This window comes from Amycolatopsis sp. BJA-103, assembly GCF_002849735.1.
Lineage (GTDB): Bacteria > Actinomycetota > Actinomycetes > Mycobacteriales > Pseudonocardiaceae > Amycolatopsis.
Genome location: NZ_CP017780.1, coordinates 4,091,833 through 4,113,911, shown reverse-complemented (window position 1 = coordinate 4,113,911; position 22,079 = coordinate 4,091,833). Strand labels below are relative to the sequence as shown.

At 69.3% G+C, this 22,079-nt stretch carries 15 protein-coding genes; 12 read left to right on the top strand and 3 right to left on the bottom strand.

Annotation, left to right across the window (positions count from 1 at the left end; genetic code table 11):
* Position 1 precedes the first annotated feature (1 nt).
* From BKN51_RS17735 to BKN51_RS17710, 6 genes are all read left to right on the top strand, one after another.
* On the top strand, positions 2-1,258 hold the full coding sequence (locus BKN51_RS17735) for a glucarate dehydratase family protein (protein WP_101608711.1): 1,257 nt from the start codon (positions 2-4) through the stop codon (positions 1,256-1,258).
* Between the two features lie 4 nt (positions 1,259-1,262).
* A complete protein-coding gene (locus tag BKN51_RS17730; protein WP_101608710.1) occupies positions 1,263-2,408 on the top strand; it encodes a hypothetical protein in 1,146 nt (381 codons plus the stop codon).
* A gap of 15 nt (positions 2,409-2,423) precedes the next feature.
* Complete coding sequence (locus tag BKN51_RS17725) at positions 2,424-3,881, top strand: aldehyde dehydrogenase (NADP(+)) (RefSeq protein ID WP_101608709.1); 1,458 nt, start codon at positions 2,424-2,426, stop codon at positions 3,879-3,881.
* Between the two features lie 110 nt (positions 3,882-3,991).
* Positions 3,992-6,349, top strand: a complete 2,358-nt coding sequence (locus BKN51_RS17720; protein WP_101608708.1) for a polysaccharide lyase 8 family protein — start codon at positions 3,992-3,994, stop codon at positions 6,347-6,349.
* Positions 6,350-6,871: 522 nt separating this feature from the next.
* Entirely contained in the window at positions 6,872-8,020 is a 1,149-nt protein-coding gene (locus BKN51_RS17715; protein ID WP_101608707.1) for an epoxide hydrolase family protein, read from the top strand.
* 69 nt (positions 8,021-8,089) lie between these two features.
* A complete protein-coding gene (locus BKN51_RS17710; RefSeq protein ID WP_168214342.1) occupies positions 8,090-8,887 on the top strand; it encodes an alpha/beta fold hydrolase in 798 nt (265 codons plus the stop codon).
* Here the strand turns inward: BKN51_RS17710 and BKN51_RS17705 are convergent.
* The gene (locus BKN51_RS17705) at positions 8,868-11,591 is read right to left on the bottom strand and encodes an AfsR/SARP family transcriptional regulator (protein ID WP_101608706.1); all 2,724 of its coding nucleotides are present in this window, start codon (positions 11,589-11,591) and stop codon (positions 8,868-8,870) included. The two genes, BKN51_RS17710 and BKN51_RS17705, sit on opposite strands and share 20 nt — an antisense overlap.
* A 124-nt stretch (positions 11,592-11,715) precedes the next feature.
* Between BKN51_RS17705 and BKN51_RS17700 the strand changes: the two genes are divergently transcribed.
* On the top strand, positions 11,716-12,204 hold the full coding sequence (locus BKN51_RS17700; RefSeq protein WP_101608705.1) for a hypothetical protein: 489 nt from the start codon (positions 11,716-11,718) through the stop codon (positions 12,202-12,204).
* A gap of 46 nt (positions 12,205-12,250) precedes the next feature.
* Here the strand turns inward: BKN51_RS17700 and BKN51_RS17695 are convergent, their stop codons facing one another.
* Positions 12,251-13,063, bottom strand: coding sequence for an SAM-dependent methyltransferase (locus tag BKN51_RS17695; protein ID WP_101608704.1), 813 nt, complete (start codon positions 13,061-13,063; stop codon positions 12,251-12,253).
* A 172-nt stretch (positions 13,064-13,235) separates the two neighbouring features.
* On the opposite strand from BKN51_RS17695, the gene BKN51_RS17690 reads away from it, so the two are divergent.
* From BKN51_RS17690 to BKN51_RS17670, 5 genes are all read left to right on the top strand, one after another.
* Positions 13,236-14,579 (top strand): cytochrome P450, encoded by a 1,344-nt coding sequence (locus BKN51_RS17690; RefSeq protein ID WP_101608703.1) that lies wholly within the window; start codon positions 13,236-13,238, stop codon positions 14,577-14,579.
* A 76-nt stretch (positions 14,580-14,655) separates the two neighbouring features.
* Positions 14,656-15,705 (top strand): alpha/beta hydrolase, encoded by a 1,050-nt coding sequence (locus BKN51_RS17685; protein ID WP_101608702.1) that lies wholly within the window; start codon positions 14,656-14,658, stop codon positions 15,703-15,705.
* 105 nt (positions 15,706-15,810) lie between these two features.
* Positions 15,811-17,925, top strand: coding sequence for a putative bifunctional diguanylate cyclase/phosphodiesterase (locus tag BKN51_RS17680; protein ID WP_101608701.1), 2,115 nt, complete (start codon positions 15,811-15,813; stop codon positions 17,923-17,925).
* Between the two features lie 98 nt (positions 17,926-18,023).
* On the top strand, positions 18,024-19,613 hold the full coding sequence (locus BKN51_RS17675; protein WP_233224196.1) for a substrate-binding and VWA domain-containing protein: 1,590 nt from the start codon (positions 18,024-18,026) through the stop codon (positions 19,611-19,613).
* 8 nt (positions 19,614-19,621) lie between these two features.
* Positions 19,622-21,367, top strand: coding sequence for a hypothetical protein (locus BKN51_RS17670; RefSeq protein WP_101608699.1), 1,746 nt, complete (start codon positions 19,622-19,624; stop codon positions 21,365-21,367).
* Here the strand turns inward: BKN51_RS17670 and BKN51_RS17665 are convergent.
* The gene (locus BKN51_RS17665) at positions 21,361-22,065 is read right to left on the bottom strand and encodes a class I SAM-dependent methyltransferase (RefSeq protein ID WP_101608698.1); all 705 of its coding nucleotides are present in this window, start codon (positions 22,063-22,065) and stop codon (positions 21,361-21,363) included. The genes BKN51_RS17670 and BKN51_RS17665 overlap by 7 nt on opposite strands.
* Between the last annotated feature and the right edge of the window lie 14 nt (positions 22,066-22,079).

Genomic DNA, 22,079 nt, shown 5'->3' with positions numbered 1-22,079 from the left:
GATGAAGGTTCTCGACGTCGTCCTGACCCCGGTCGCCTTCGCCGACCCGCCGCTGCTCAACGCGATGGGCGTGCACGAGCCCTTCGCGCTGCGCGGTGTCGTCCAGCTGATTTGCGAAGACGGCGTGGTCGGTCTCGGCGAGTCCTACGGTGACCTCGCGTTCCTCGAACAGGTCCGGAAGGTGCTGCCGGAACTCAAGGGACAGGACGTGTTCGACCTGCCCGGCCTGCGCCGGAAGGTCGCCACCACCCTCGGCGAGGTCGTCTTCGCCGACGCTCACGGGCTCACCGGCGGATTCTCCGTCAGCAAGACGGTCGCCAGCGTGTACTCGCTGTTCGAGGTCGCCGCGCTCGACGCGCAGGGGCACTACCTCGGCAGGCCGGTGGTGGACCTGCTCGGTGGCAAGGCGCGCGACAAGGTCGACTTCTCCGCGTACCTGTTCTACAAGTTCGGTGCCCACATCGGCGCCGACGAGGACTCGTGGGGCGAGGTGACCACGCCGGAGGCGCTCGTCGGCGAGGCGCGCCGCATGGTCGAGGAGTACGGCTTCCGCTCCATCAAGCTCAAGGGCGGCGCCTTCGACCCGGACCAGGAGATGGACGGCATCCGTGCGCTCGCCGAGGCGTTCCCGGACCACCCGCTCCGCATCGACCCGAACGCGGCCTGGACTCCTGAGACCGGGATCCGGGTCGCCGAAGAACTCGACGGTGTCCTGGAGTACCTCGAAGACCCGACACCGGGCATCGAGGGCATGGCGCGGGTCGCCGAGCGGGCGAGCATGCCGCTGGCCACGAACATGTGCGTCGTGCGCTTCGCGGACATCGAGCCCGCCTTCCGGCAGCGAGCGGTCGGCGTAATACTTTCGGACCATCACTACTGGGGCGGCCTGCGGGACACGCAAGCCCTCTCGATCACGGCGGAATGCTTCGGCGTGGGGCTTTCCATGCATTCGAACAGTCATCTCGGGATCAGTCTGGCCGCTATGGTGCACGTGGCCGCGGCGACGCCGCACCTGACCTACGCCTGCGACACCCACTGGCCGTGGAAGACGGCCGACGTCATCGCCCCGGGTGCGCTGGAGTTCGCCGACGGTGCGGTCGCGGTGCCCGACAAGCCGGGGCTCGGGGTCGAACTCGACCCCGACGCGCTGGCGCGGGCCCATGAAGACTATGTCCGAAGTGGACAGACCAAACGGGATGACGTGACCTATATGCGGAAGTTCGTCGGAGACTTCGAACCGAACACGGCGCGGTGGTGACGGGGTGAAGGTCACCGGATACGCCTACCCCTGGGACGTCGTCGACGATCCCGGGTTCGTCGAGCGCGTACGGGAACTCGGCGTCGACGAGGTCGCCGTCGCGGTGTCGTACCACAGCGCCCGCGCGGCGACGCCCTGGTCGCCGGAGCGCACCTCGGTCGTCGCGCGCCACGCGGCGCTGTACCGGCCGGTGCGCGACGAGGCCTGGGGTGAGCTGAAGCCCGCCGAACCGGACTGGGTGGAGAGCCGCGACAGCGCGGGTGACGCCGTCCGGCTGCTGAACGAGGCGGGGATCCCGGCCGCGGCATGGCTCGTGCTGACGCACAACTCGCAGCTGGGCACGGAATTCCCCGATTTCACCGTGCGCAACTGCTTCGGCGAGCGGTATCCGTGGGCGCTGTGCCCCGGGCAGCAGGAGGTCCGCGAGTACGCGGCGAACGTGGTCGCCGAGAGCCTCGCGGGGCTCGACTTCGCCTCGGTCATCCTCGAGGCGTGCGGCCCGCTCGGCGCCATCCACCAGCATCAGCACGAGAAGACCGACGGGGTCTGGTCGCCCGCGGTGGCGCGGCTGCTGTCGGTCTGCTGCTGCGACACGTGTCTCGAGTCCTGGGCCGAGGCAGGCAAGGATCCGGCGAAGGCGCTGGGCAAGCTGCGTGCCGAGGTCCGGCGGCTGATCGACTCCGGTGACCTCCGTGCCACCGAGGACAAGATCCTGCCCACCCTGCGGCAGGTCCTGCTCGACACGCGGCAGAAGGCGACGGACGCGCTCCGGCGTGAAGTGCTCGCGAAGATCCCGTCCGGCCCCAGGATCGTGCTGCACGGCGCGATGGACCCGTGGGTCACCGGAGCGTTGCCGGGGCTGACACCGTCGGTCCCCGAAGACGTCGACGCGGTGGTGCTGCAGAACTGGGTACCCGGGCACGCCAGCCGGGAGTCCGTCGCGACGGCGCGGGCGAAACTGCCGCGCAAGGTCGCCGTCGGCAGCTACATCACCGCGGTGGCGGCGAGCCCGGTGCCCGACATCGAGGCCTACACCACCGAACTCGGCAAGGCAGGCGCCACCGAACTGCACCTGTACCACCTCGGCCTCGCCGGCCCGGGGCGCTGGGCGGATCTCATCGCCGCCGTCAGCGCCGCGCAAGAACTCTAGGAGAAGCAAGAAATCATGAGCCAGGCAACGGATTCCGCCACGCTCGAACAGATCCTCGCGGCCGCCGCCGATGCGGCAGGCACGGCGGCGGCCGCGACCCCAGCCCAGCGGGCAGGGTGGCTGAACGCGGCGGCGGACGCCCTCGACGCGTCCGCCGACGAACTGATCGCGCTGGCGAACCAGGAGACACACCTCCCGGCCTCCCCGCGACTGCAGGGCGAGCTGAAGCGCACGACGTTCCAGCTGCGCCTGTTCGGTGAGGTACTGGCCGACGGCTCGTTCCTCGGCGCCACGGTCGACCACGCGGACGCCGCGTGGCCGATGGGTCCGAGGCCGGACATCCGGCGGCTGCTCACCCCGATCGGGCCGGTGCTGGTGTTCGCCGCCAGCAACTTCCCGTTCGCGTTCAGCGTCGCGGGCGGTGACACCGCGTCGGCGCTGGCCGCCGGGTGCCCGGTCGTGCTCAAGGCGCACTCCGGGCATCCGGAGCTGTCGGCCCGCACCGGCGAGGTCCTGCGGGAGGCACTGGTCGAGGCCGGTGCCCCGGAAGGGATCTTCGCGGTCGTCTACGGCCAGCAGAACGGTGTGGCGGCGCTGAAGGACCCGCGGATCCAGGCGGCGTCCTTCACCGGTTCGGTGCCGGGCGGGCGCGCGCTGTTCGACATCGCGACCTCGCGGCCGTCGCCGATCCCGTTCTACGGCGAACTCGGCAGCGTCAACCCCGTCGTCGTGACCCAGACCGCGATCGACACGCGCGGCGAGGCGATCGCCAAGGCGTACGCGGGGTCGTTCACCCTCGGTGCCGGACAGTTCTGCACCAAGCCGGGACTGCTGTTCCTCCCGGAGGGGCACGGGCTCGAAGACACGCTGCGCGAGGCCGTCGCGACGATCCCCGCGCAGCCGATGCTCAACGAGCGCATCGCGGCCGGCTTCGCCGACGGACTGGCGAAGCTGACCGAGGTCGCGGGGGTCGAGGTGCTGTCCGAGTCCGGTGGCGCGGAAGGGATTTCGCACGGCGCGACCCTGCTCGCCACCACGGCCGAGGACTTCCTGGCCGACGCCGAAACGGTCCGCGAGGAATGCTTCGGGCCCGCGTCGCTGATCGTCACCTACGCCGATCAGGACGAGCTGATCAGCCTGCTCGGTGTGATGGAGCCCGGGCTCACCGCGACCATCCAGGGCGAAGAGTCCGATGTGGACTGGATCCGGCCGGTGCTCCCGTCGCTGTCCCGTGTCGCAGGACGCCTACTGTGGAACGACTGGCCGACCGGCGTCACGGTCACCTGGGCACAGGAACACGGTGGTCCCTACCCGGCGACCACCGCGCCGACCAGCACCTCGGTCGGCACCGCCGCGATCGAGCGGTTCCTGCGGCCGATCGCCTGGCAGGGCTTCCCCGACGCGCTGCTGCCGGAACCGTTGCAGGAGAACAACCCGTGGGACCTGCCCCGCAGGACCGACGGGAAACGCTAGAGATCCTCGTGAGTGGTAAGGGCGGTTAGAACCGTCCTTACCACTCACGAGGCCCAGCATCCGCCGCCGCCCCTAGTTGCTGTCTTTCGACCCCCTTGGGAGGCCTCGTCATGCCCGGATTCGGTTACGTCGACAGGAGAACCGCCCTGCGTTCAGGTGCGGCAGCGGCCGCCTCGGTCGCGCTCACAACCGCTCTCGCCAGCCCCTCGTCGGCCCAGGCCGCGCCTTCGGTTCAGGTGGGCACGTCGTCCATCGTGACCGGCTACCGCGAACTGCAGACCGGGATCAACCGGCCGTCGGCGGAACGCGCCTCCGCGCTGGCGAACCTGGACAGGGTCGCGAAGTCCTACTACGACAGCATGACACCCGGCGGCGGTCCACTGTGGAAGGACCTCCCGCTCGGCCCCGGCAGCGAGTTCACAACGTCGATGTACGCGCGGCTTCGCGCGATCGCGGTCAACTGGGGCACTCCCGGCGGTGCGCTGGCGGGCGACCCGGCCGTGCTCGGCCGGCTCAAGGCGGCGCTGGAACTGTTGTACACCAGCGATCAGTACAGCGAGAAGACCGCCGAGATCGGCAACTGGTACACCTACGAGATCGGCATCCCGCTCTACCTGCTGCACATCCTCGCGACGGTCGCCGACGAGCTGACCCAGGACGAGCTCGCCAAGTACCTGAAGCCGGTGCTGAAGTTCTCCGGCAACCCGAACCTCCGCACGAACAACCCGAGCGTCGTCGAGACCGGCGCCAACCGCGCGGACAAGTCGACGATCTCCCTCGTCTCCGGCGCGATGCTGGGGGACACCGAACGGATCAAGCGCGGTGTCGGGGCGTTCACCGACGTCGAAGGCGGGGGAGTGGCGAGTGTCATCGCCAAACTCCACCGCGCGGCAGGCGACGGCTTCCACACCGACGGCTCCTTCATCCAGCACGATTCGGTGCCGTACCCCGGGCACTACGGGATCGTGCTGCTCACCGCCGTCGCGTCCGCCATCCACGTCACCAAGGGCACGGAGTTCGAACTGGCGGCCGACGTGCGCGAGGCGGCGTACGCGCTGGTCTCCGACACGTTCGCGCCGTTCGTCTACGCGGGCGCGCTGATGGAGTCGGTCCGCGGCCGGTTCCTTTCCCGGCAAGGGGAATCCGCGCACGACATCGGACATCAGCTCACCGGCGCGGTCGTGCTGCTGGCGCGGTCGGCGAGCGGGAAGCGCAAGGAAGAGCTCGGCGGGCTCGCCGCGAAGTGGATCACCGAGGACACTTTCGCGCCGTACCTGAAGATCCCCGACCCCGAGCGGTTCGCGCCCGGTCCGGATCTCGTCGGCATCCCCGGCATCGAATTCGCGCAGGAGTTGCTGGCGAGCGAGATCCGGCCGACGCGGACGGTCGCGACGCACCGCGTGTTCGGCCAGCAGGACCGGATGGTGCACGTCACCGAAGGCTGGTCTGCCTCGCTCGGCGTCGCCTCGACGCGGATCTCGCGGTACGAGTCGGTCAACTCGATGAACCTGCACGGCTGGTACACCGGCGACGGTTCGCTGTACCTGTTCCTGCCCAAGGCCAAGGGGCATTTCACCGACGCCTACTGGCCGACCGTCGACCCGCTGCTGCTGCCGGGCACGACCACCAAGACCGGCGCGACCCCGGCCCTGGAACAGGTGCCGCTGACGAGCAAGGACCACAGCGGCGGCGTCCGCTGGGACGCGCGGCACGGCGCGCACGCGCTCGACTTCGTCTCACAGGACGGCACGCTGACCGCGAAGAAGTCGTGGTTTTTCACGCCGTCGGGGGTGGTCTGCCTCGGCGCCGGGATCACCGACACCTCCGGTGAGCGGATCCGCACCACGATCGAGAACCGCAACCTCGGCGAGCACGGCTCGGGTGTCCTGCTGGCGGACGGCCGGTTGGTCGGCGGCTCGGAATCGTTGCGGCGCAAGCGATGGCTTCACCTGGAGAAGGTCGGCGGGTACATCCTGCTCGACGACGCGGAGGTGACGGCGCTGCGTGAGGACCGGACGGGGACCTGGCGCGACGTCGACAAGGGCGCCAACACCAAGGGCACCACCGTGCCCTACACCCGGCGTTATCAGAAGCTCGTGATCGAGCACGGGGCCAAGCCTGCGGGCGCGAGCTACGCCTACGCCGTCCTGCCCACGGCGTCGGTGCTGGAGACGATCGCGACGGCCTGGGCGTGGCGTGTGCGGTCCAACACCGAGACGGTGCAGGCCGTCCGGCTGTGGGACGCGACGCTGCTGGCGAACTTCTTCGCGGCGGGTTCGGTCGACGAGGTGTCGGTGTCCGGTCCGGCGTCGGTGGCGCTGGGACGGGGGAACAACGGCTGGCAGCTGGCCGTTTCGGATCCGACGCAGCGGCAGGACGTCATCAAGGTGACGGTGCGGCGCAAGACCGTCGAGGTGCCGGTGAAGGGCACTTTCGGCGCCACTCAGGTCGTCCGTATCGGCCGATGAGCCTCAAGTTGGTCGTGAGCGGCAATGAAGGCCCTCGAGGGGTAAGTCAACTATGGCGGGCTCGATAGCGGCGCAGGCTCGCCAGGGAGACCTTGAGCTCTTTGACTGTCCTTAAGGGACACTCGTCACGATGTAGATGTCTGATTTCGGTGCTTTGCGCGCTTTGCGGCGGGGGTCGTGAGTGGCAATGCGGGTTCTAACCCTCTTTGTCACTCACGACTCCTGTAGTGAAGCGTACGTATGGTTATAAACCGGACCTTCATCTGCCCGGAAGTATCCCGTGTGGACAGTCGAGGTGGCCGGCTCTCGTCGGCAGTCCAGGTCCACGCCGCTGAAGGCTCCCTTCGTCGCATCAGACGCGGCGAAGGGAGCCTTCAGTCCGCCCCAGCATGACCCGCCCGAGAAGACAGCACGTTTGCCCGTCTTCTCAAGAGAACGCGAATCGCCACTCACGTCCAACCCGCCCGAGCATCACGAGGATTTAGGTCAGGAACTGGCCTAAATGGCTCCTACGGTCATCCCATGACCGACATCGAGCAGTTCCGCATCGACATCCCGCAGTCCGAGCTGGACGACCTGACCGACCGGCTGGCCCGCACCCGCTGGCCGTCGGCGCTGCCCGGTGCCGAATGGAGCCGGGGAGTGCCGGTCTCCTACCTCAAGGAGCTGGCCGAGTACTGGCGAGACGGCTACGACTGGCGCGCGTGGGAGAAGCGGCTCAACGACTTCCCGCAGTACGTCACCGAGATCGACGGCCAGCGGGTGCACTTCCTCCACGCCCGCTCCCCGGAACCGGACGCGATCCCGCTGATCATGACGCACAGCTGGCCTAACTCGATCGCCGAGTTCCTGGAGGTCCTCGGCCCGCTGACCGACCCGCGAGCTCACGGCCTCGACCCCTCGCGGGCGTTCCACGTCGTCGCGCCGTCCCTGCCCGGCTTCGGTTTCTCGCCGTTCCCGGAACCGGCGGACGAGCGGTCGTGGGACATCACGAGGGTGGCGCGGACCTGGGCCGAGCTGATGAGCCGTCTCGGCTACGAACGCTATGGCGCACACGGGAACGACGCCGGTGCGTTGGTGACGCCCTGCCTGGCGGTGCACGCGCCCGCGCACGTCATCGGCTCGCACATCACGTCCGGACTAGGCGTGCCGATGGGCGATCCTGCCGATTTGGAAGGGCTCACGGAACAGGACCAGGCCGAGCTGGCGGGGCTGATGGAGCGTTTCGCGGGCGGCAGCGGCTATGCGCCGTACCTGACGAACAGGCCGCAGACCTTGAGCTTCGGGTTCCTCGACTCGCCGGTCGCCCAACTGGCCTACCTGGTCGAACGGTTCAAGGAGTTCGACGGCTGGCCCGAAGGCGCGGCGCCCGCCGAGCCGATCGACCGCGATCTGCTGCTCACCAACGCGACGCTGTACTGGCTGACCGCGACCGGCGGCACTTCGCTGTGGCCGTACTACGAGGGCGCGGCCGCGATGCCGATCGACCAGACCGTGGTACCGACCGGCGTGTCGCACGGCGGGCCGTCCGCACTGCGCAAGATCGCCTCCCGCAAGAACGACCTCGTGCGCTGGGCGGATCACGAGAGTCCCAGCCACATGGTCGCGATGGCCGTCCCGGACGACGTGGTGGCCGAGCTCCGGGAGTTCTTCGGAAGTATCCGGAAGTGATGTCGAGCGGTGGTCATCGGCTCCGACCCCGGGACGAAGCTACAGTCAAGCGACCCCGTGGAGGACCTGATGACCACCTCGTTCGAGACCGTGACCTCGGCCGACGGCACCCTGATCGCCTTCGAGCGCACCGGTGAGGGCACGCCGGTCGTCCTGGCCGGTGGCGCGTTCAACGACCGGACGACGGTCGCCGGCCTGGCCGCGACGCTGGCCCCGGACTTCACCGTGATCGCGTACGACCGGCGAGGGCGGGGCGACAGCGGAGCGGGCGCCGTCTACTCGGTAGAGCGCGAGGTCGAGGATCTCGCCGCGGTGATCGACCGGGTGGGCGGCTCGGCGGCGGTTTTCGGGCACTCGTCGGGAGCCGTGCTGGGGCTGGAGGCCGCCGCCCGAGGCGTCGCCATGACCGGCCTCGCCGCCTACGAGCCGCCGTACGTCGTCGACGACAGCCGTCCGAGGCCCGCGGCCGATCTCTTCGATCGCGTCCGGGCCCTGATCGCCGACGGCGACCGCGACGGCGCGGCCGAACTCTTCCTGGTCGAGGGGACGGGCACCCCGGCCGAGGTGGTCAAGGGGATGCGGGACGATCCTTTCTGGGCCTGGTTCACCGGCCTCGCCCACACGCTGCCTTACGACCTGGCGCTGTGCGGCCCCGGCAACGTCCTTCCCGCCGACAGGCTGGCCAAGATCTCCGTGCCGACGCTGGTGATGGACGGCGGGGAGAGCGACGCCTGGATGCGGGCCGGCGCCCGCGCCGTCGCGGACGCGGTCCCCGGAGCGAGGCACGCCACCGTCGAGGGGCAGGACCACGGCGTCCTCCACCAGCCGGACGCTCTGCGCGGGCTGCTCACCGACTTCCTCGGGTGACGGCCTTCACCGGCTCGGGGGACAGGCCCATCGCGGCGTAAAGCTCCCGTGCGGCACGGGTTTGCCCGAGTCCGGTCAGCGCGCGGGCCTCTTGGAGGCGATAGCCGATCCGCCTCGCGGTTTCGAGTGCGAGGCGGTGCCGCCCGAGGGCCACCGTCACCTCTCCGAGCGCGAGGCAGGCGGTGCCCAGGCTGTTGGCCGCCATGGTCAGCAGCAGCGGATGGTTGAGCCGGGCGAGGATCGCGCACGCGCGTCCGGCCTGCTCGCGCGCTTCACGGGGCCGGTGGGCGAGCAGCAGGGCGTCGGCGTGGTCGATCCGGCTCCACGCCTCGCCGAACAGGTAGCCGAGGTCCTGCGAGGCGGTGATCGAACGCCCGGTGACCTCGAAAGCCTCCTCGAACCGGCCGAGCCGGGCGAGGACCAGGCCCAGCTGGGCCGAACTCAGGATCATGCCGCGGGGATCCTCGCGCAACGCCACCGATCGCCGGGAGGAGGCCAGCGCGTCGTCCAAGTGGCCGAGGATCTCCTGCGCGTTGCTGAGGTTGGTCCAGAGTGTGGCGGCGGCTTCGAGGTCGACGGTCTCGTCCACGACGGCGAGGCCGTCGCGATAGAACCGGATCGCCTCGGGGTAGTTGCCGAGCATGCTGTGCAGGGCGCCCGCTTTGGACAGGGCGATCGCCTCGGTCTCGCGGTCGCCGGACGCGCGGACGACGTCCAGCCGCTCCAGGGCGCAGGCCATCCCCTCGGTGAGCAGGCCGTTCTCCCACAATGCGAGGGTGAGGCTCGCCAGGCTCAGCTGGATCGCCCGAGGGTCGCCGATCCGGCGGGCGGCGGCGATACCGGTTCGCGCCACGGCGAGCAGTTCGTCGAGGTGCCCGCTCTCCCGGAGCTGTACCGCGGTGCTCTCGGCGATCCGCCAGGCGTGGTCGTCGTGACCGGTGTCGAGGGCGTGGGCGGTCACCGCGACCAGGTTGGCCCGTTCCGTCGCGTACCAGGCGGGTCCGCCGCCTTCGCGGTAGTGATCGAGCAGCCTGCCCAGCGCCGGAACGGATTCCTCGTCGCGCGCGGCGTTGCGGGCGTGTTCGGCGATCAGGTCGTGGAACGAGTACCGGCCCAGCGACGGTTGCCTGAGCAGGTGGGCGTCGAGCAGCTCTTCCAGCAGGCGTTCGGCTTCGCGCTCGCCGGTACCGGCCAGCGCGGCCGCGGCGGGCACACCGAAGTCGGCGCCGGGATTCCGCCCCAGCAGCCGGAACATGCGCTGTTGCGCGTCGTCGAGCTCCTGATAGGACAGTGCGAACGCCGCCGCCACGTCGCGTCCGGCGACCTTCAGTTCGGCCAGCCTGTCGTGTTCGGAGCCCAGCCGTTCGGCGAGGGTTTCCACGGTCCACTGTGGACGATTCTGCAACCGGGCGGCCGCGATCCTGATCGCCAGCGGCAGGTTGCCGCACAGCGCGGCGACGCCCGAGTCCGGTCTCCCCGAGGCCGCCGCGAACAGGGCGCCCGCCTGTTCGTCCGGCAGGACTTCGAGACTGATCGACGCGGCACCGTCGACGGCGGCCAGCCGCCGCCTGCCGGTGACCACGAGGGCGACCGTGGCCGAACCGGGGAGGAGTGGCCGCACCTGCTCGGCGGTCGCGGCGTTGTCGAGCACCACGAGCAGCGACCGGCCCGCCGTCCTGGTCCGCCACAGTTCGGCGCGCCGGTCCACGCCGCCGGGGAGACGGCTCGCCGGGACGTCCAGCTGTCCGAGCAGGGCTTCGAGCGCGGCCTCGGGTGCGAGTGGTTCGCGGGTGGGGGAGTGGCCGTGCAGGTCCACGAACAGTTGCCCGTCGGGGAAATCGGCGGCGAGCCGATGCGCGGCGTGGACGGCGAACGAGGTCTTCCCGACCCCGGCCATCCCGTCGACGGCGACCGGGCGGCCGAGCCGGACGGCGTCGAGGAGACGGCGGATCTCCTTCTCCCGGCCAGTGAAATCCGGGACGTCGTAAGGAAGGAAGCAGCGGACCTTGCCGTACTCCGGCTCGTCACGGAGGATCCGCTCGTAGAGTTCGCGTAACTTCGGGCCGGGATCGATCCCGAGTTCGTCCACCAGCCGTGACTGCGTCTGCTGGTAGACGTTCAGCGCGTCGGCCTGCCTGCCCTGCTGGTGCAGCGCGCGCATGAGCAGCCCGGCGAACGGCTCCCGGAGAGGGTGCTCGGCGACCAGCGCCGTCAATTCCGCGACGGAGTCTTCCCCGGCGGAGATGTCCTCGTCGAGGCAACGCTCCACAACGGACAGACGCCGTTCGTCGAGTTCGTCGGCTTCACCGCGTAGCGCCGTACTGTCCACACCGGACAGAGCGGGGCCGTGCCAGCATCCGAGCGCCTCCCGGAACTCGCCGCGTGAGACGTGCTCCTCGAACGAGCGCAGGTCGAAAGTACGCGGGCGCAGAACGAAGCCGGGCCCTTCGGCGGTCAGGATGTCTTCGGTGGCGCCCTCGGCGACGAGAGCACGCTTCAGCGCGGTGGTGAGGTTGCGGATCTGGCGGACGGCCGTCGCGGGAGGATCCTCGTCCCAGACGACGTCCACCAGCCGTGAAACCGAGACGACGCGATCGGCACCGAGCAGCAGCGCGGCCAGGATCCGCTCCTGCCGCGAACCCGCCAGTTTCAGCGGCCGTGCGCCGATCCGGCACTGCACCGGCCCCAGGATCCGGAACTCCATCGCACCCCCTCCCGCGAGGTTAACCGGCCCCGGGCCCGCGCCGGTGCGGAAGTGATGCAGCTGTGATGCGCCACCCGGCGAACCTTCCGGTGGACGAAGTACCGGACGTGATGAGGAGAACCCTATGCGCAAGCGGTATTACGCGGCGTTGGCCGGGCTGGTCGTGGCGGCGGCGGGAATCGGCGTGCCCGCCGCGGCGACCGCGGGCGAGCAGCAGGCGGAGAGCGAGCGGCGGTCCTGCCAGCGCTCGTTCGACCGCGCCGTCTGGGAGGACATGGACAGCTACAACAAACGCGACGAGGCCCGCTACCGGGCGATCATCCACCAGAACATGGTCACCGTCGGGCGCAAGGGGCAGCTGTTCATCGGCTACGACGCCAACGTGCAGCCCGTGGTCGACGTGCAGTTCAAGCTGCCGTACGAGTACAGCATGCCGTGGACGGTGACCCACACCGTCGTCGAGAACTGCACGATGGGCTTCGCGATCCTCGACGCGTACTACAAGGTGCCGTCGCAGAACATCGACCGGCACTACACGATCAGCCTGACGCTGGTGCGCGAGCACGGCAAGTGGCAGGTCATCAAGGACACCGTGACCGACGTACTGCCCTGATCGGGGGAGTGGGGAGCGGGGTGGGAGCGGGTGGGGGGAGTGCGTCTTACGGCTTCCGGCCCACGCCGGCGTACGGGAGCGAGTTGATCTCCGGGTCGTCGGACATGTCGCCCGCACCTTGGGGGTTCCACATCGCGCAGCCGACGACGCCGGGCTCGATGAGGTCGAAACCGGCGAAGAACGCCTCCACCTGGTCGTGGGTCCGGGGGATGGGGTCGTTCTGGGTGCTCTTGTACGCCTCGATGGCCTCGTCGAGGCCGCTCGAGTCCGCGTCGGCGGCGACGTGCGAGATGGCGAGGAAGCTGCCGGGGGCGAGGCGGTCCCGGTAGCGGGCCAGGATCGCGTTCGGCTCCCAGGAGTCCGGCACGAAATGCAGCAGCAGCAACATGAACAGGCCGGTCGGCTGGTCGAGGTCCAGCAGCTCCCGCGTTTCGGGCGCGTCGAGGATGTCGTTGGCGTCGCGCAGGTCGGCCTGGATCGCCGCGCACCGGTCGTTGCCGCGCAGCAGCAGTTTGGCGTGCGCCACGGCGACCGATTCGCGGTCGACGTAGACCACCCGGCAGGACGGGTCGATCTGCTGGACGATCTCGTGGAGGTTCCCGACGGTCGGGATCCCGGAGCCGATGTCGAGGAACTGCCGCACGCCCGCGTCCACCATGTGCAGCGCGGCGCGGCGCAGGAAGGCGCGGTTGAGCCGGGCCGCGTCGCGGATCCCCGGCATGATCTGCAGGATCTGTTCGCCCAGCACCCGGTCGGCCTGGAAGTTGTGGTCGCCGTTGAGCCAGTAGTCGTAGACCCGGGCGGGATTCGGCACGGTCGTGTCGACCTCGGGAGGGACCCAGCTCAGGTTGGAAGTCACCGTCGTCGCCGCCGTTCCATGGGAATCCGTTGGGGCACAGGAGTCTAGCGGGCCGCCGGGGCCGGGTTGCCATCGTCCGATCGTGTGGATGTGCGGCCGCGGAACCCCGTTCGTGACCCGGCGGTCCTAGGGTTGCCGGGTTCAGCGTCCGAGCACCGGGGAGACGAGCACGATGGCACCACCTCCGGACGTCGCTGTCGCACCAGGCCGGTGGCCGCTGCTGGGGCACACCGTGCCGATGCTCCGCGACCCGCTGAAACTGCTGTCGTCACTGCGATCGCACGGCGACGTCGTCCGCCTCGACTTCGGCCCGATGCCGGTCTACCTGGTCACCACACCGGAACTGGCCTGGCGGCTGCTCGCCGTCGACGCGGCGAAGTTCGACAAAGGCATCGTGTTCGACAAAATGCGGCCGCTTTTCGGTGACGGGCTAGCGACTTCCAACGGTGCCTTCAACCAGCGGCAACGGCGGATGATGCTGCCCGCCTTCCAGCGAAGCCGCATCGCGCTCTACGCCGAGACGACGATGACGAAAATCGCTGTAGAGCTTGCCGACTCGTGGAAACCGGGCGAGGTGGTGGAATTCGACCAGCGGATGCAGGATCTCGCGCTGACCATCTCCGGGCGCACGCTGTTCTCCGCCGAACTCGGCGACGACGCGCTCGCCGAAATCCAGCGGTCGATCCCGATCATGTTGAAGTACGTCATGGTCAGGGCCTTTTCGCCGAAGTTCGTGGAGCGGCTGCCGATCCCGGCGAACCGCGAGTTCGACGCCGCGGCCGCGCGCCTGAGACGGGTCATCGGCGACGCCGTTCTCAAAGCCCGCGAGCAGGGCGGGGATCAGGGTGACCTGCTCTCGATGTTGTTGCTGGCCAAGGACGACGAGACCGGCGAGAAGATGACCGACCGCCAGGTGGAGGACGAGGTCATCACGATCCTCACCACCGGCGCCGAGACCACCGCCGTCGCGCTGGCGTGGTTCTTCCACGAGATCGGCGCGCGGCCGGACGTCGAGCGCCGCTTCCACGCCGAGGTGGACGAGGTGCTCGCGGGCGGACCCGCGCGGTTCGACCACCTGCCGCGCCTGGTCTACACGCAGCGGATCATCAACGAGGTCGTGCGCCGGACCCCGCCGGTGATCCTGATGCGGCGTGCGCGGGAAGACGTCGAACTCGGTGGCGTGCGCCTTCCGGCCGGTACCGAAGTCGCGGTCAGCCAGCACACGTTGCACCGCGATCCGCGCTGGTTCCCCGAGCCCGGCCGTTTCGACCCGGACCGCTGGGAGCCGGATCGTGCGGCCTCGTTGCCGAAGGGCGCGTTCATCCCGTTCGGCGCCGGGCCCCGGCTGTGCCCCGGCCACCAGTTCGCTCCCACGGAGATCGCGTTGGTCGCGGCGACGATCGGCGCGCGGTGGCGGCTGGTGCCGCTACCAGGGGTGAAGGTCTTTCCCAAGATCAAAGCGACGATGCAGCCGAACCGGTTGCCGATGACCGTGCTGCCGCGAACCTCGGGCTGACGGTGAGCGTCCGACTACCAGGTGTAGGGTTCGTGCTCCTTCCGAGCGTTCCGATTCCGGAGAGGGTTCTGTGAGAATGCCGCTCAAACTGGCCACGGCGGTGGCTGCCTGCTGCGTGCTCCTCGGTGGTTTCCTGGTCGCCGCCCCGGCCGCGGCCGTCGAGATCCGTTGTTCCGACCTGGACCTGCCGGTCACCGGCCCGCTCGGCGAGCCCGCCACGGTGCACGGCCGGTTCTGCCTGCCCGACGGCCCGGTGCCCGAGGCCGTCCAGCTCCTGGTGCACGGCGGTACCTACAACAGCGCCTACTGGGACCTGCCCTACGACCCGGATCGCTACTCGTACCAGCGCGACATGGCCAAGCACGGCTACGCGACCTTCGCCGCGGATCAGCTCGGTTCGGGCGGAAGCAGCAAACCGTTCAGCCTTCCGCTCCTGCTGCCGGTGCTGGCGCGATCGATGCACGAAGTGATCGGCCACCTGCGCGCGGGACGGGTCGGCGGCACGCCGTTCGAGAAGGTCGTGATCGTCGGGCATTCGGTCGGTTCGGGCATCGTCGCGGCCGAGGCGTCGACGTATCAGGACGTGGACGGCGTGATCCTCACCGGGATGACGCATCTGCCGTCGGTGCCCGCGTTGACGCTCGGCGTGCTCTTCGGCCTGCAGCCCGCGTTCGCGGACGACAGGCTCGGTTCCCTCGGCAGCGATCCGCTCTATTTCACGACGAAACCGGGGGCGCGCGCCGGGCTGTTCTACGCGACGGAAAATACCGACCCGGATGTCATCGCGGCCGATGAAGCGACCAAGGACCAGGTTTCGGTCCCGGGAATGGGAACCGTCGCCGTGTTCGGCATCGTGCTGCCCGCGACAAAGGCGATCCGCGTACCGGTTCTGCAGGCGGTCGGGCAGAAGGACATCCTGTTCTGCGGCCTGTTCGCGCTCCGGAACTGTTCGAGCGGCGCGACGCTGCGACCGGCGGAAGCGCCGTATTACCGGCCCGAGGCCGAACTTTCCACGTATGTTCTGCCCGGTGCCGGACATTCGTTGGCGTTGCATCGCAACGCGTCCGAGTACCGGGACGCCACGCGCGGATGGCTGAGGGACAAGGTCGGTGTTGCAGTACCGTAGGGTTACCACCCGATTGGGTGACCGGTAAACCGTGAGTATGGCCAGAGAATCGTGGAGGATGTTTCTCCACCGCGGAATACGAAAACGACCCCAGGACCGGCGGACGTGACTGCCCCACTTCCGGACGGCGATGAGTTCTCCGTATCGCCGGACGCCTCGAAAAGAACCTCGTCTTCCGCTTCGCCGAAGCGGAAGAATGCCGCGCCGACCCGGGCGACCCTCGTTCGCAAGTGGGCGTACCTGGTCACGAGTACGGCGTACCTTCCGTATACCCACGCCCAGATCGAAGAGCATTTCACCGCTCTGCTGGACGAGGTGTACGCGGCGGTGCTCAGTGACGACGCCGAGCCCGCGCAGGCCACCGAAGCCGGCGCGCGGCTCGTCGCGCTCAGATGCGTCGGGCCGGACAGCCTGCGCCGCACGATGGAGATACTCGGCAAGGGGCTCTTGCACGAACCGGAGTTGCGGAGCGTGAAGTCGCTCCCCGAACGGGTGTTGCAGGTGCTCGGCGCTCTCGCGTCCGGCTACGGCGAGGCCTTGCGCGAGAGCATCCAGACGCAGCAAGAGGATCTGAGTCGCACGCTGGTCACGCTCGAACGCGAGACCCGGCGTGAACTGGTGCTCGCGCAGGCGCGTTTCGAGCAGTTGTTCACCGGTTCGGCGACCGGCGTGGCCGTCACCAGGGTGGACGGCCGCGTCCAGCGGGTGAACCCGAAGTTCGCCGAGATGCTGAACCGGCCCGTCGCGGATCTGATCGGGCTCAACCTCTACGACCTGGTCCATCCGGATGACGCCGGTGGCCTGCGCGAGGGTTACCGGAAGCTGCTCGAAGGCGAGAGTCAGCGGCTCGAACTGTCACGAAGACTCCTGACCGACGACGAAGATCCGACCTGGGCCGGCTTCACCGGCGCGGTCATCCGCGACCCGGCCGGCGAGGTCCAGCAGTTGATCACGCTGGTCGACGGTGACACCGACGTCTCGCTGCTCCAGCGGCAGCTGAGCCGCCAGGCCCTGCACGATCCGCTGACCGGCCTGCCGAACCGGCAGTTCTTCGGCACCCGGCTGGAGAAGGCGCTGCGGCACGCCGATCCGGCCTTCGGCGTCACGGTCTACCACCTCGACCTCGACGGATTCTCCCTGATCGCGGGCGGGCTGGGCCAGAAACAGAGCGACGACCTGCTGAAGAACGTCGCCGCGAAGCTGCGGACCGTCGTGGGCGGCGAGAACGCGCTCGTCGCCAGGCTCGGCGGTGACGAGTTCGGCATCCTCATCCAGAACACCGCTTCCAGCCCGGACGTCGCCACCGTCATCGGCATGATCAACCAGGAACTCTCCGAACCGGTCTACCTCGAAGGCGGGAGCGGGGTCGCGGTCTCGGCGTGCGTCGGGGTCGTGCACCGGCCGCCGAGGGACATCGCGCCGACCGAACTGCTGCGCGTCTCCGACATGACGCTGCGCCGGGCGCAGTCCAACGGCTATCGGCAGTGGGCGCTGTCCGACTCCGCCCTCGACACCAGGGAGCGGCACGAGTTCAGCCTGGCCGTCTCCATGGCGGGTGCCTGGGAGACCGGCGAGCTCGAGGTCGGTTTCCGGCCGCTGACCTGGCTGGCGGACAACAGGCCCGCGGGTATCGAGGCGAGACTCGCGTGGAACCATCCTCGCCACGGCCGGATCGGCCACGACACGTGCGTCCGCTTCGCCGACGAGACCGGTCTCATCGTGCCGCTCGGCGAATGGCTCATCCGCACCGCGTGCGAGGAGTCGGACGACAGGCTCCCGATGGTCGTGGGACTGACCCCGCACCAGGCCGCGGATCCGGATCTCGTCGGATCGGTGCGGAGCGTGCTCGCCGGGACCGGGCTCGGACCGTCACGGCTGCGGCTGGGCTTCCCCGCCGGTGCCGTGCTCGCCGAACTCGGGGAGACCGTCGACAACCTGCACCTGCTCGCCGAGATCGGAGTGGACCCCGAACTGCAGGACTTCGGCGCGGCCGGTGACGTCGTCTGTCTCGTGGACGTTCCCGTGCGGACGGTCCGGATCGCTCCCCGGCTGGCGGAGCGGCGGACGGAACCGCTGGCCGGACGTTCGCTGCGGAACCTCATCGAGACCGCGAACATGGCGGGCGCGACGGTGATCGCGGACGGGATCGACTCGACCGGCGACGCGGGCTGGTGGCAGTCCGCCGGTGCCCACATCGGGGCGGGCCGGTACTTCGGTTAGGCCATCTGCCGCAGTGGCGCGGCGCTAAGTTACCCGAGAGTTGACGTACGCGGGCGGATTGGGCAACATCCCAGGTCCTCACCCCGCACCTCGGAGGCATGCGCATGCAGGTAGGCCCGAGGCGTGGGCGGCGTATCGCCGCGCCCGTCGTCGTCTTGAGCCTGTTGCTGGTGATCGCGCTCGGTGCCTGGTGGGGAGTGGACTATCTGCGGGCCCGCTTGGCGGGCAACGGTTGTGACGCGCTGACGCCGGTCGCGATCACCGCCGCGCCCGACGTGGCACCGGTGCTCACGCGGCTCGCGACGACCGTGCCACAGGAAGAATGCTTCAGTGTCACCGTGACCGCGAGCGAGTCGGCCACGACGGCCGACCTGCTCGGGACCACCGCCTCCGGCGGCCCCGACGTCTGGATCCCCGAGTCGAGCACGATGCTGTCGCAGGCCAGGGACGCCGGCGCGTGGAACCTGCCGGAATCCGGTCAGTCGGTGGCGAATTCCCCGGTGGTGCTGGGACTTCCCGACGAGACCGCGCGGCGGTTCGGCTGGCCGGGGAGAACCCCTGCCTGGCAAGAGATCCTCGACGGTTCCCCGGTCGGGATGCCGGACCCGGCCCGCGATCCGCTGGGCATCGCCACCCTGCTCGGCCTGCGGAAGCTGACCGAGCAGGCGCCCGATCCCGCCGCGGCCTTCACCGCCGTCATGCGGAAGCTGAATCCGGCCCCCGGCCAGTTCCCGGCCGCCTTCCCGGTGACCGAACAGGCCGCCCTCGCCCGGAATCTGGTGGCGGCCTACCCCGGTGTCCCGGTGCAGGGGTTCGATTACCCATACGTCGTCCTGCCCAAGGCGTCGGAGGCGTCGAGGGGAGCGGCGGAACGCTTTCTGCGGCTGCTGCTCGATCCGATGGCGGGCGCGACCTTCGCCAACGAGGGATTCCGCGCGCCCGGCGGCCAGTTCGCCGTCCCGCGGGCGCAGGACAGCCGGACCGATCCGGCGCCCCAGCCGTCCGGTGCTCCGCCCGTGACGGAGATGTACGCCGCACTGCAGGCCTGGGCGGGGACGAACCTGAGCGCCCGGGTCCAGGTGCTGCTCGACGTCTCCGGTTCGATGGCCGCCGCCGTGCCGGGTGCGGGGAAGAGCCGGATGGAACTCACCCTGCAGGCCGCGACGCAGGGACTCGGGCTGTTCAAACCCACCACGGAACTGGGGTTGTGGCTGTTCTCGACCAAATTGGACGGTGACAAGGACTACCGCGTCCTGTTGCCGATGAGGACGATCGCGGAACAGACGACTTCGGGCGGTGTCGGGCAGCTTCAGGCGGTGCGGCCGAAAGCCGGCGGGGCGACCGGCCTCTACGATTCGATCCTGGCCGCGTACCAGAACGCCAGGCAGAACTGGAAACCCGGCCGGATCAACCTGGTCGTCGTCCTCACCGACGGGCGTAACGAAGACAGCGAGACGATCGGGCTGCCGCGATTGCTGGAAGAGCTGGGCAAGCTCCAGGACCCGCGGAAACCGTTGCCCGTCATCGGGATCGGCATCGGACCCGACATCGACGCGTCCGAACTGCGGCAGGTGTCCACCGCCACCGGCGGGGATTCGTTCACCACCCCCGATCCCCGGAAGATCTCGGACGTCTTCTACCAGGCGCTGAGCAAGATCATGTGCCAGCCGCCGACCTGCAAGAATTGAGGAAAGACGTGGTTGTCCGGGGGAAGAGACCTTCGCCGGTCACGATCGCCGCGATCGTCGCCGGCGTGATCCCGTTCGTCCTGCACGCGTGGGCCGCGCTGCGCGGCAGTCTCGCGCAAGACGACTTCGTCATCACCTATCACGCCGCGCAGGCAGGCCCCTTCGACTTCGGCTACTTCTTCCAGGACTACCACGGCCATCTCGCGCCGGGCGGGTTCCTGCTCGCCGATCTGCTGACCGCCTGGGCGCCGCTGAACTTCGCCGTGCTGATGGCGCCGGTCCTGGCGATGCAGGCGGCGGCTTCGGTGCTGTTGTGGACGGTCCTGGTGCGCTGTTTCGGGCGCCGCTGGGGGATTCTCGTCCCGTTCACGATGTTCACGACGTCGACCCTGCTGCTCGTCCCGACGTTGTGGTGGGCGTACGCCATCCAGATCGCGCCCGTGCTGCTGGCCGCCACGGCCGCCCTGCACGCGCACGTGCGGTATCTCGCCGACGGCGGACGCTGGGCGATCGCCACCGTGGCCTGGACGGTCTTCGGTCTCGCCTTCTACGAAAAGGCGGTGTTCATCCCGCTGCTGGTCGCCGGGATCACCGTGCTGCTCGGGGTTTCCCTGCGCCGTCACGTCGTGCTCTGGGGCGTTCTCGCCGCCGTGCTCGCCGGCTACGCGGCCGTTTTCTTGACGCTGACCACGAGCCAGGTCGGGCAGGGCGGCGGTCCGGTCACTGTCGGCACGGTCGCGGACATGACGGGCCGGATGCTCGGCGACACCCTGGTGCCGGGGCTGGCGGGCGGGCCGTGGTCAGGACCCGGACCCGGTGCGACGTTCGCCGCTTCCCCTGTCGTGGTGCGGATCCTGCTGCTGCTCGTCGCGGTCGCCGTACTGGTCGCCGGGATCCGCACGGGCGGGCTCCGGGCGCGGAAGGCGTGGCTGCTGCTGGGCCTGGTGTTCGTGGCGGACATCGGGCTTTCGGCGGCCACCCGGCTCACCGAGGTCGGCCCCGAACTGGGCAGCGACCCCCGTTATGTCGCGGATCTCGTGCTCGTGGCCGTGCTGTGCCTCGCTTTCGCCTTCCTGGAGCCGAAACCGTTCGACCGGCTTTCCGATCCCGTGCCATCGCAGGCGAAACGCCCGCTCGCCCTGGTGTTGAGTCTCGCCTTGATCGCGAGTTCCGCCGTGGGTTTCTCCCGGCTGGCACCGGGATTGCGGTTCGAGCACTCCCGGGACTTTCTCGCCAACGCGCGATCGTCGATCGAACGGAACCCCGATCTCGTTCTGTACGACACGGCGGTGCCGAACGACGTCCTGCACGGCTGGTTCGGTGAGAACGCCCGCACGTCCCGGGTGGCGGGCCTGATCCCGGGCGTCCGGTTCGATCAGCCGACCAGCCGGATGTCCCTTTTGGGCGACTCGGGGACCGCGAGGACGATCACCGGCGTGGAATCGATTTCCCGCGGTCTTCCCGGTCCGGTGGCGGGCTGCGGGTACACCGTGGGCGAAAGCCTGGTCCGGGTTCCGCTGGACACGCCCGTTCTCGGCCGCCATCTGCTGCGGATCGACTACTTCACCTCGGACGGCGGTGAAGGTGTCGTCGATCGTGACGGGGCGCGCGTGCCGGTGTGGTTCCAGCCCGGCCTGCACACGATGTACCTGCCGATCGAGGGCCTGTTCGACAAGGTCGGTTTCCAGTTGTCGGCCAAGGGCGCACCCGTCTGCCTCGCGAAGGTCGACGTCGGCAGGCCGCTCACTCAGTAAGGGTCGTACGGGCTGTCGTGGCCGAAGATCCTCGCCACGGGTGCCAACCGCAGCCGCAGCAGGATCTTGATCCCGACGTTGCGCGCGAACCACGGCAACTGGGCGAGTACGCGCAGCCGGTCCTTGCCCGACGGCGGGGTGAGCCGGAACCGGGCCAGCGACGTCGCGCGGTCGAGGTAGGTGTACCGCCGTCCGAAGAGGACTTTCGCGATCGTGCCCAGGGTGACACCGATCGAGGAAAAGCAGTCGTGGACCAGGATTTCCCCACCGTCGATCAAGTTCGTCGACCAGCGAAGGTCGTCGGTGTAGGTCCAGTAGTCGTGCTTGCCGTCGATGTAGAGCAACTGGATCGGGCGGTCCCAGCGCGGCCGCAGTTTCGTGCTGTACTCGGCCACGAGTTCGACGACGTCCTCGACGCCCGCCGTCCTCAGGTTCGCCTCGAATCGTTGGCGTGTCGGCGATCCGCCGAAGAGCCGTCCGTCGACGAAGGGGTCGACAGCGACCACCGTGGCCGCGGCCGTCCGCGCCGCCATGGCGAGGACGATCGTCGAACGGCCTTGGTGGCTGCCGATTTCGACGATGAGGTCGCCCTTGTCCAGGCGGCATGCCGCGTTCCACAAGGCAAGGCCCTGATCTCGCGTCATCCAGCCTTTGACGGGTTCGGCGAGCGACCACGCTTCTTCGAAACCGTCTGTCATAGGCGCATAGTAGC

Excerpts from the sequence above, each read along its gene's own strand:
- BKN51_RS17735 (WP_101608711.1), top strand. The coding sequence starts at position 2 with ATGAAGGTTCTCGACGTCGTCCTGACCCCGGTCGCCTTCGCCGACCCG.
- BKN51_RS17725 (WP_101608709.1), top strand. The coding sequence starts at position 2,424 with ATGAGCCAGGCAACGGATTCCGCCACGCTCGAACAGATCCTCGCGGCC.
- BKN51_RS17720 (WP_101608708.1), top strand. The coding sequence starts at position 3,992 with ATGCCCGGATTCGGTTACGTCGACAGGAGAACCGCCCTGCGTTCAGGT.
- BKN51_RS17715 (WP_101608707.1), top strand. The coding sequence starts at position 6,872 with ATGACCGACATCGAGCAGTTCCGCATCGACATCCCGCAGTCCGAGCTG.
- BKN51_RS17710 (WP_168214342.1), top strand. The coding sequence starts at position 8,090 with ATGACCACCTCGTTCGAGACCGTGACCTCGGCCGACGGCACCCTGATC.
- BKN51_RS17705 (WP_101608706.1), bottom strand. The coding sequence starts at position 11,591 with ATGGAGTTCCGGATCCTGGGGCCGGTGCAGTGCCGGATCGGCGCACGG.
- BKN51_RS17700 (WP_101608705.1), top strand. The coding sequence starts at position 11,716 with ATGCGCAAGCGGTATTACGCGGCGTTGGCCGGGCTGGTCGTGGCGGCG.
- BKN51_RS17690 (WP_101608703.1), top strand. The coding sequence starts at position 13,236 with ATGGCACCACCTCCGGACGTCGCTGTCGCACCAGGCCGGTGGCCGCTG.
- BKN51_RS17685 (WP_101608702.1), top strand. The coding sequence starts at position 14,656 with ATGCCGCTCAAACTGGCCACGGCGGTGGCTGCCTGCTGCGTGCTCCTC.
- BKN51_RS17675 (WP_233224196.1), top strand. The coding sequence starts at position 18,024 with ATGCGCATGCAGGTAGGCCCGAGGCGTGGGCGGCGTATCGCCGCGCCC.
- BKN51_RS17665 (WP_101608698.1), bottom strand. The coding sequence starts at position 22,065 with ATGACAGACGGTTTCGAAGAAGCGTGGTCGCTCGCCGAACCCGTCAAA.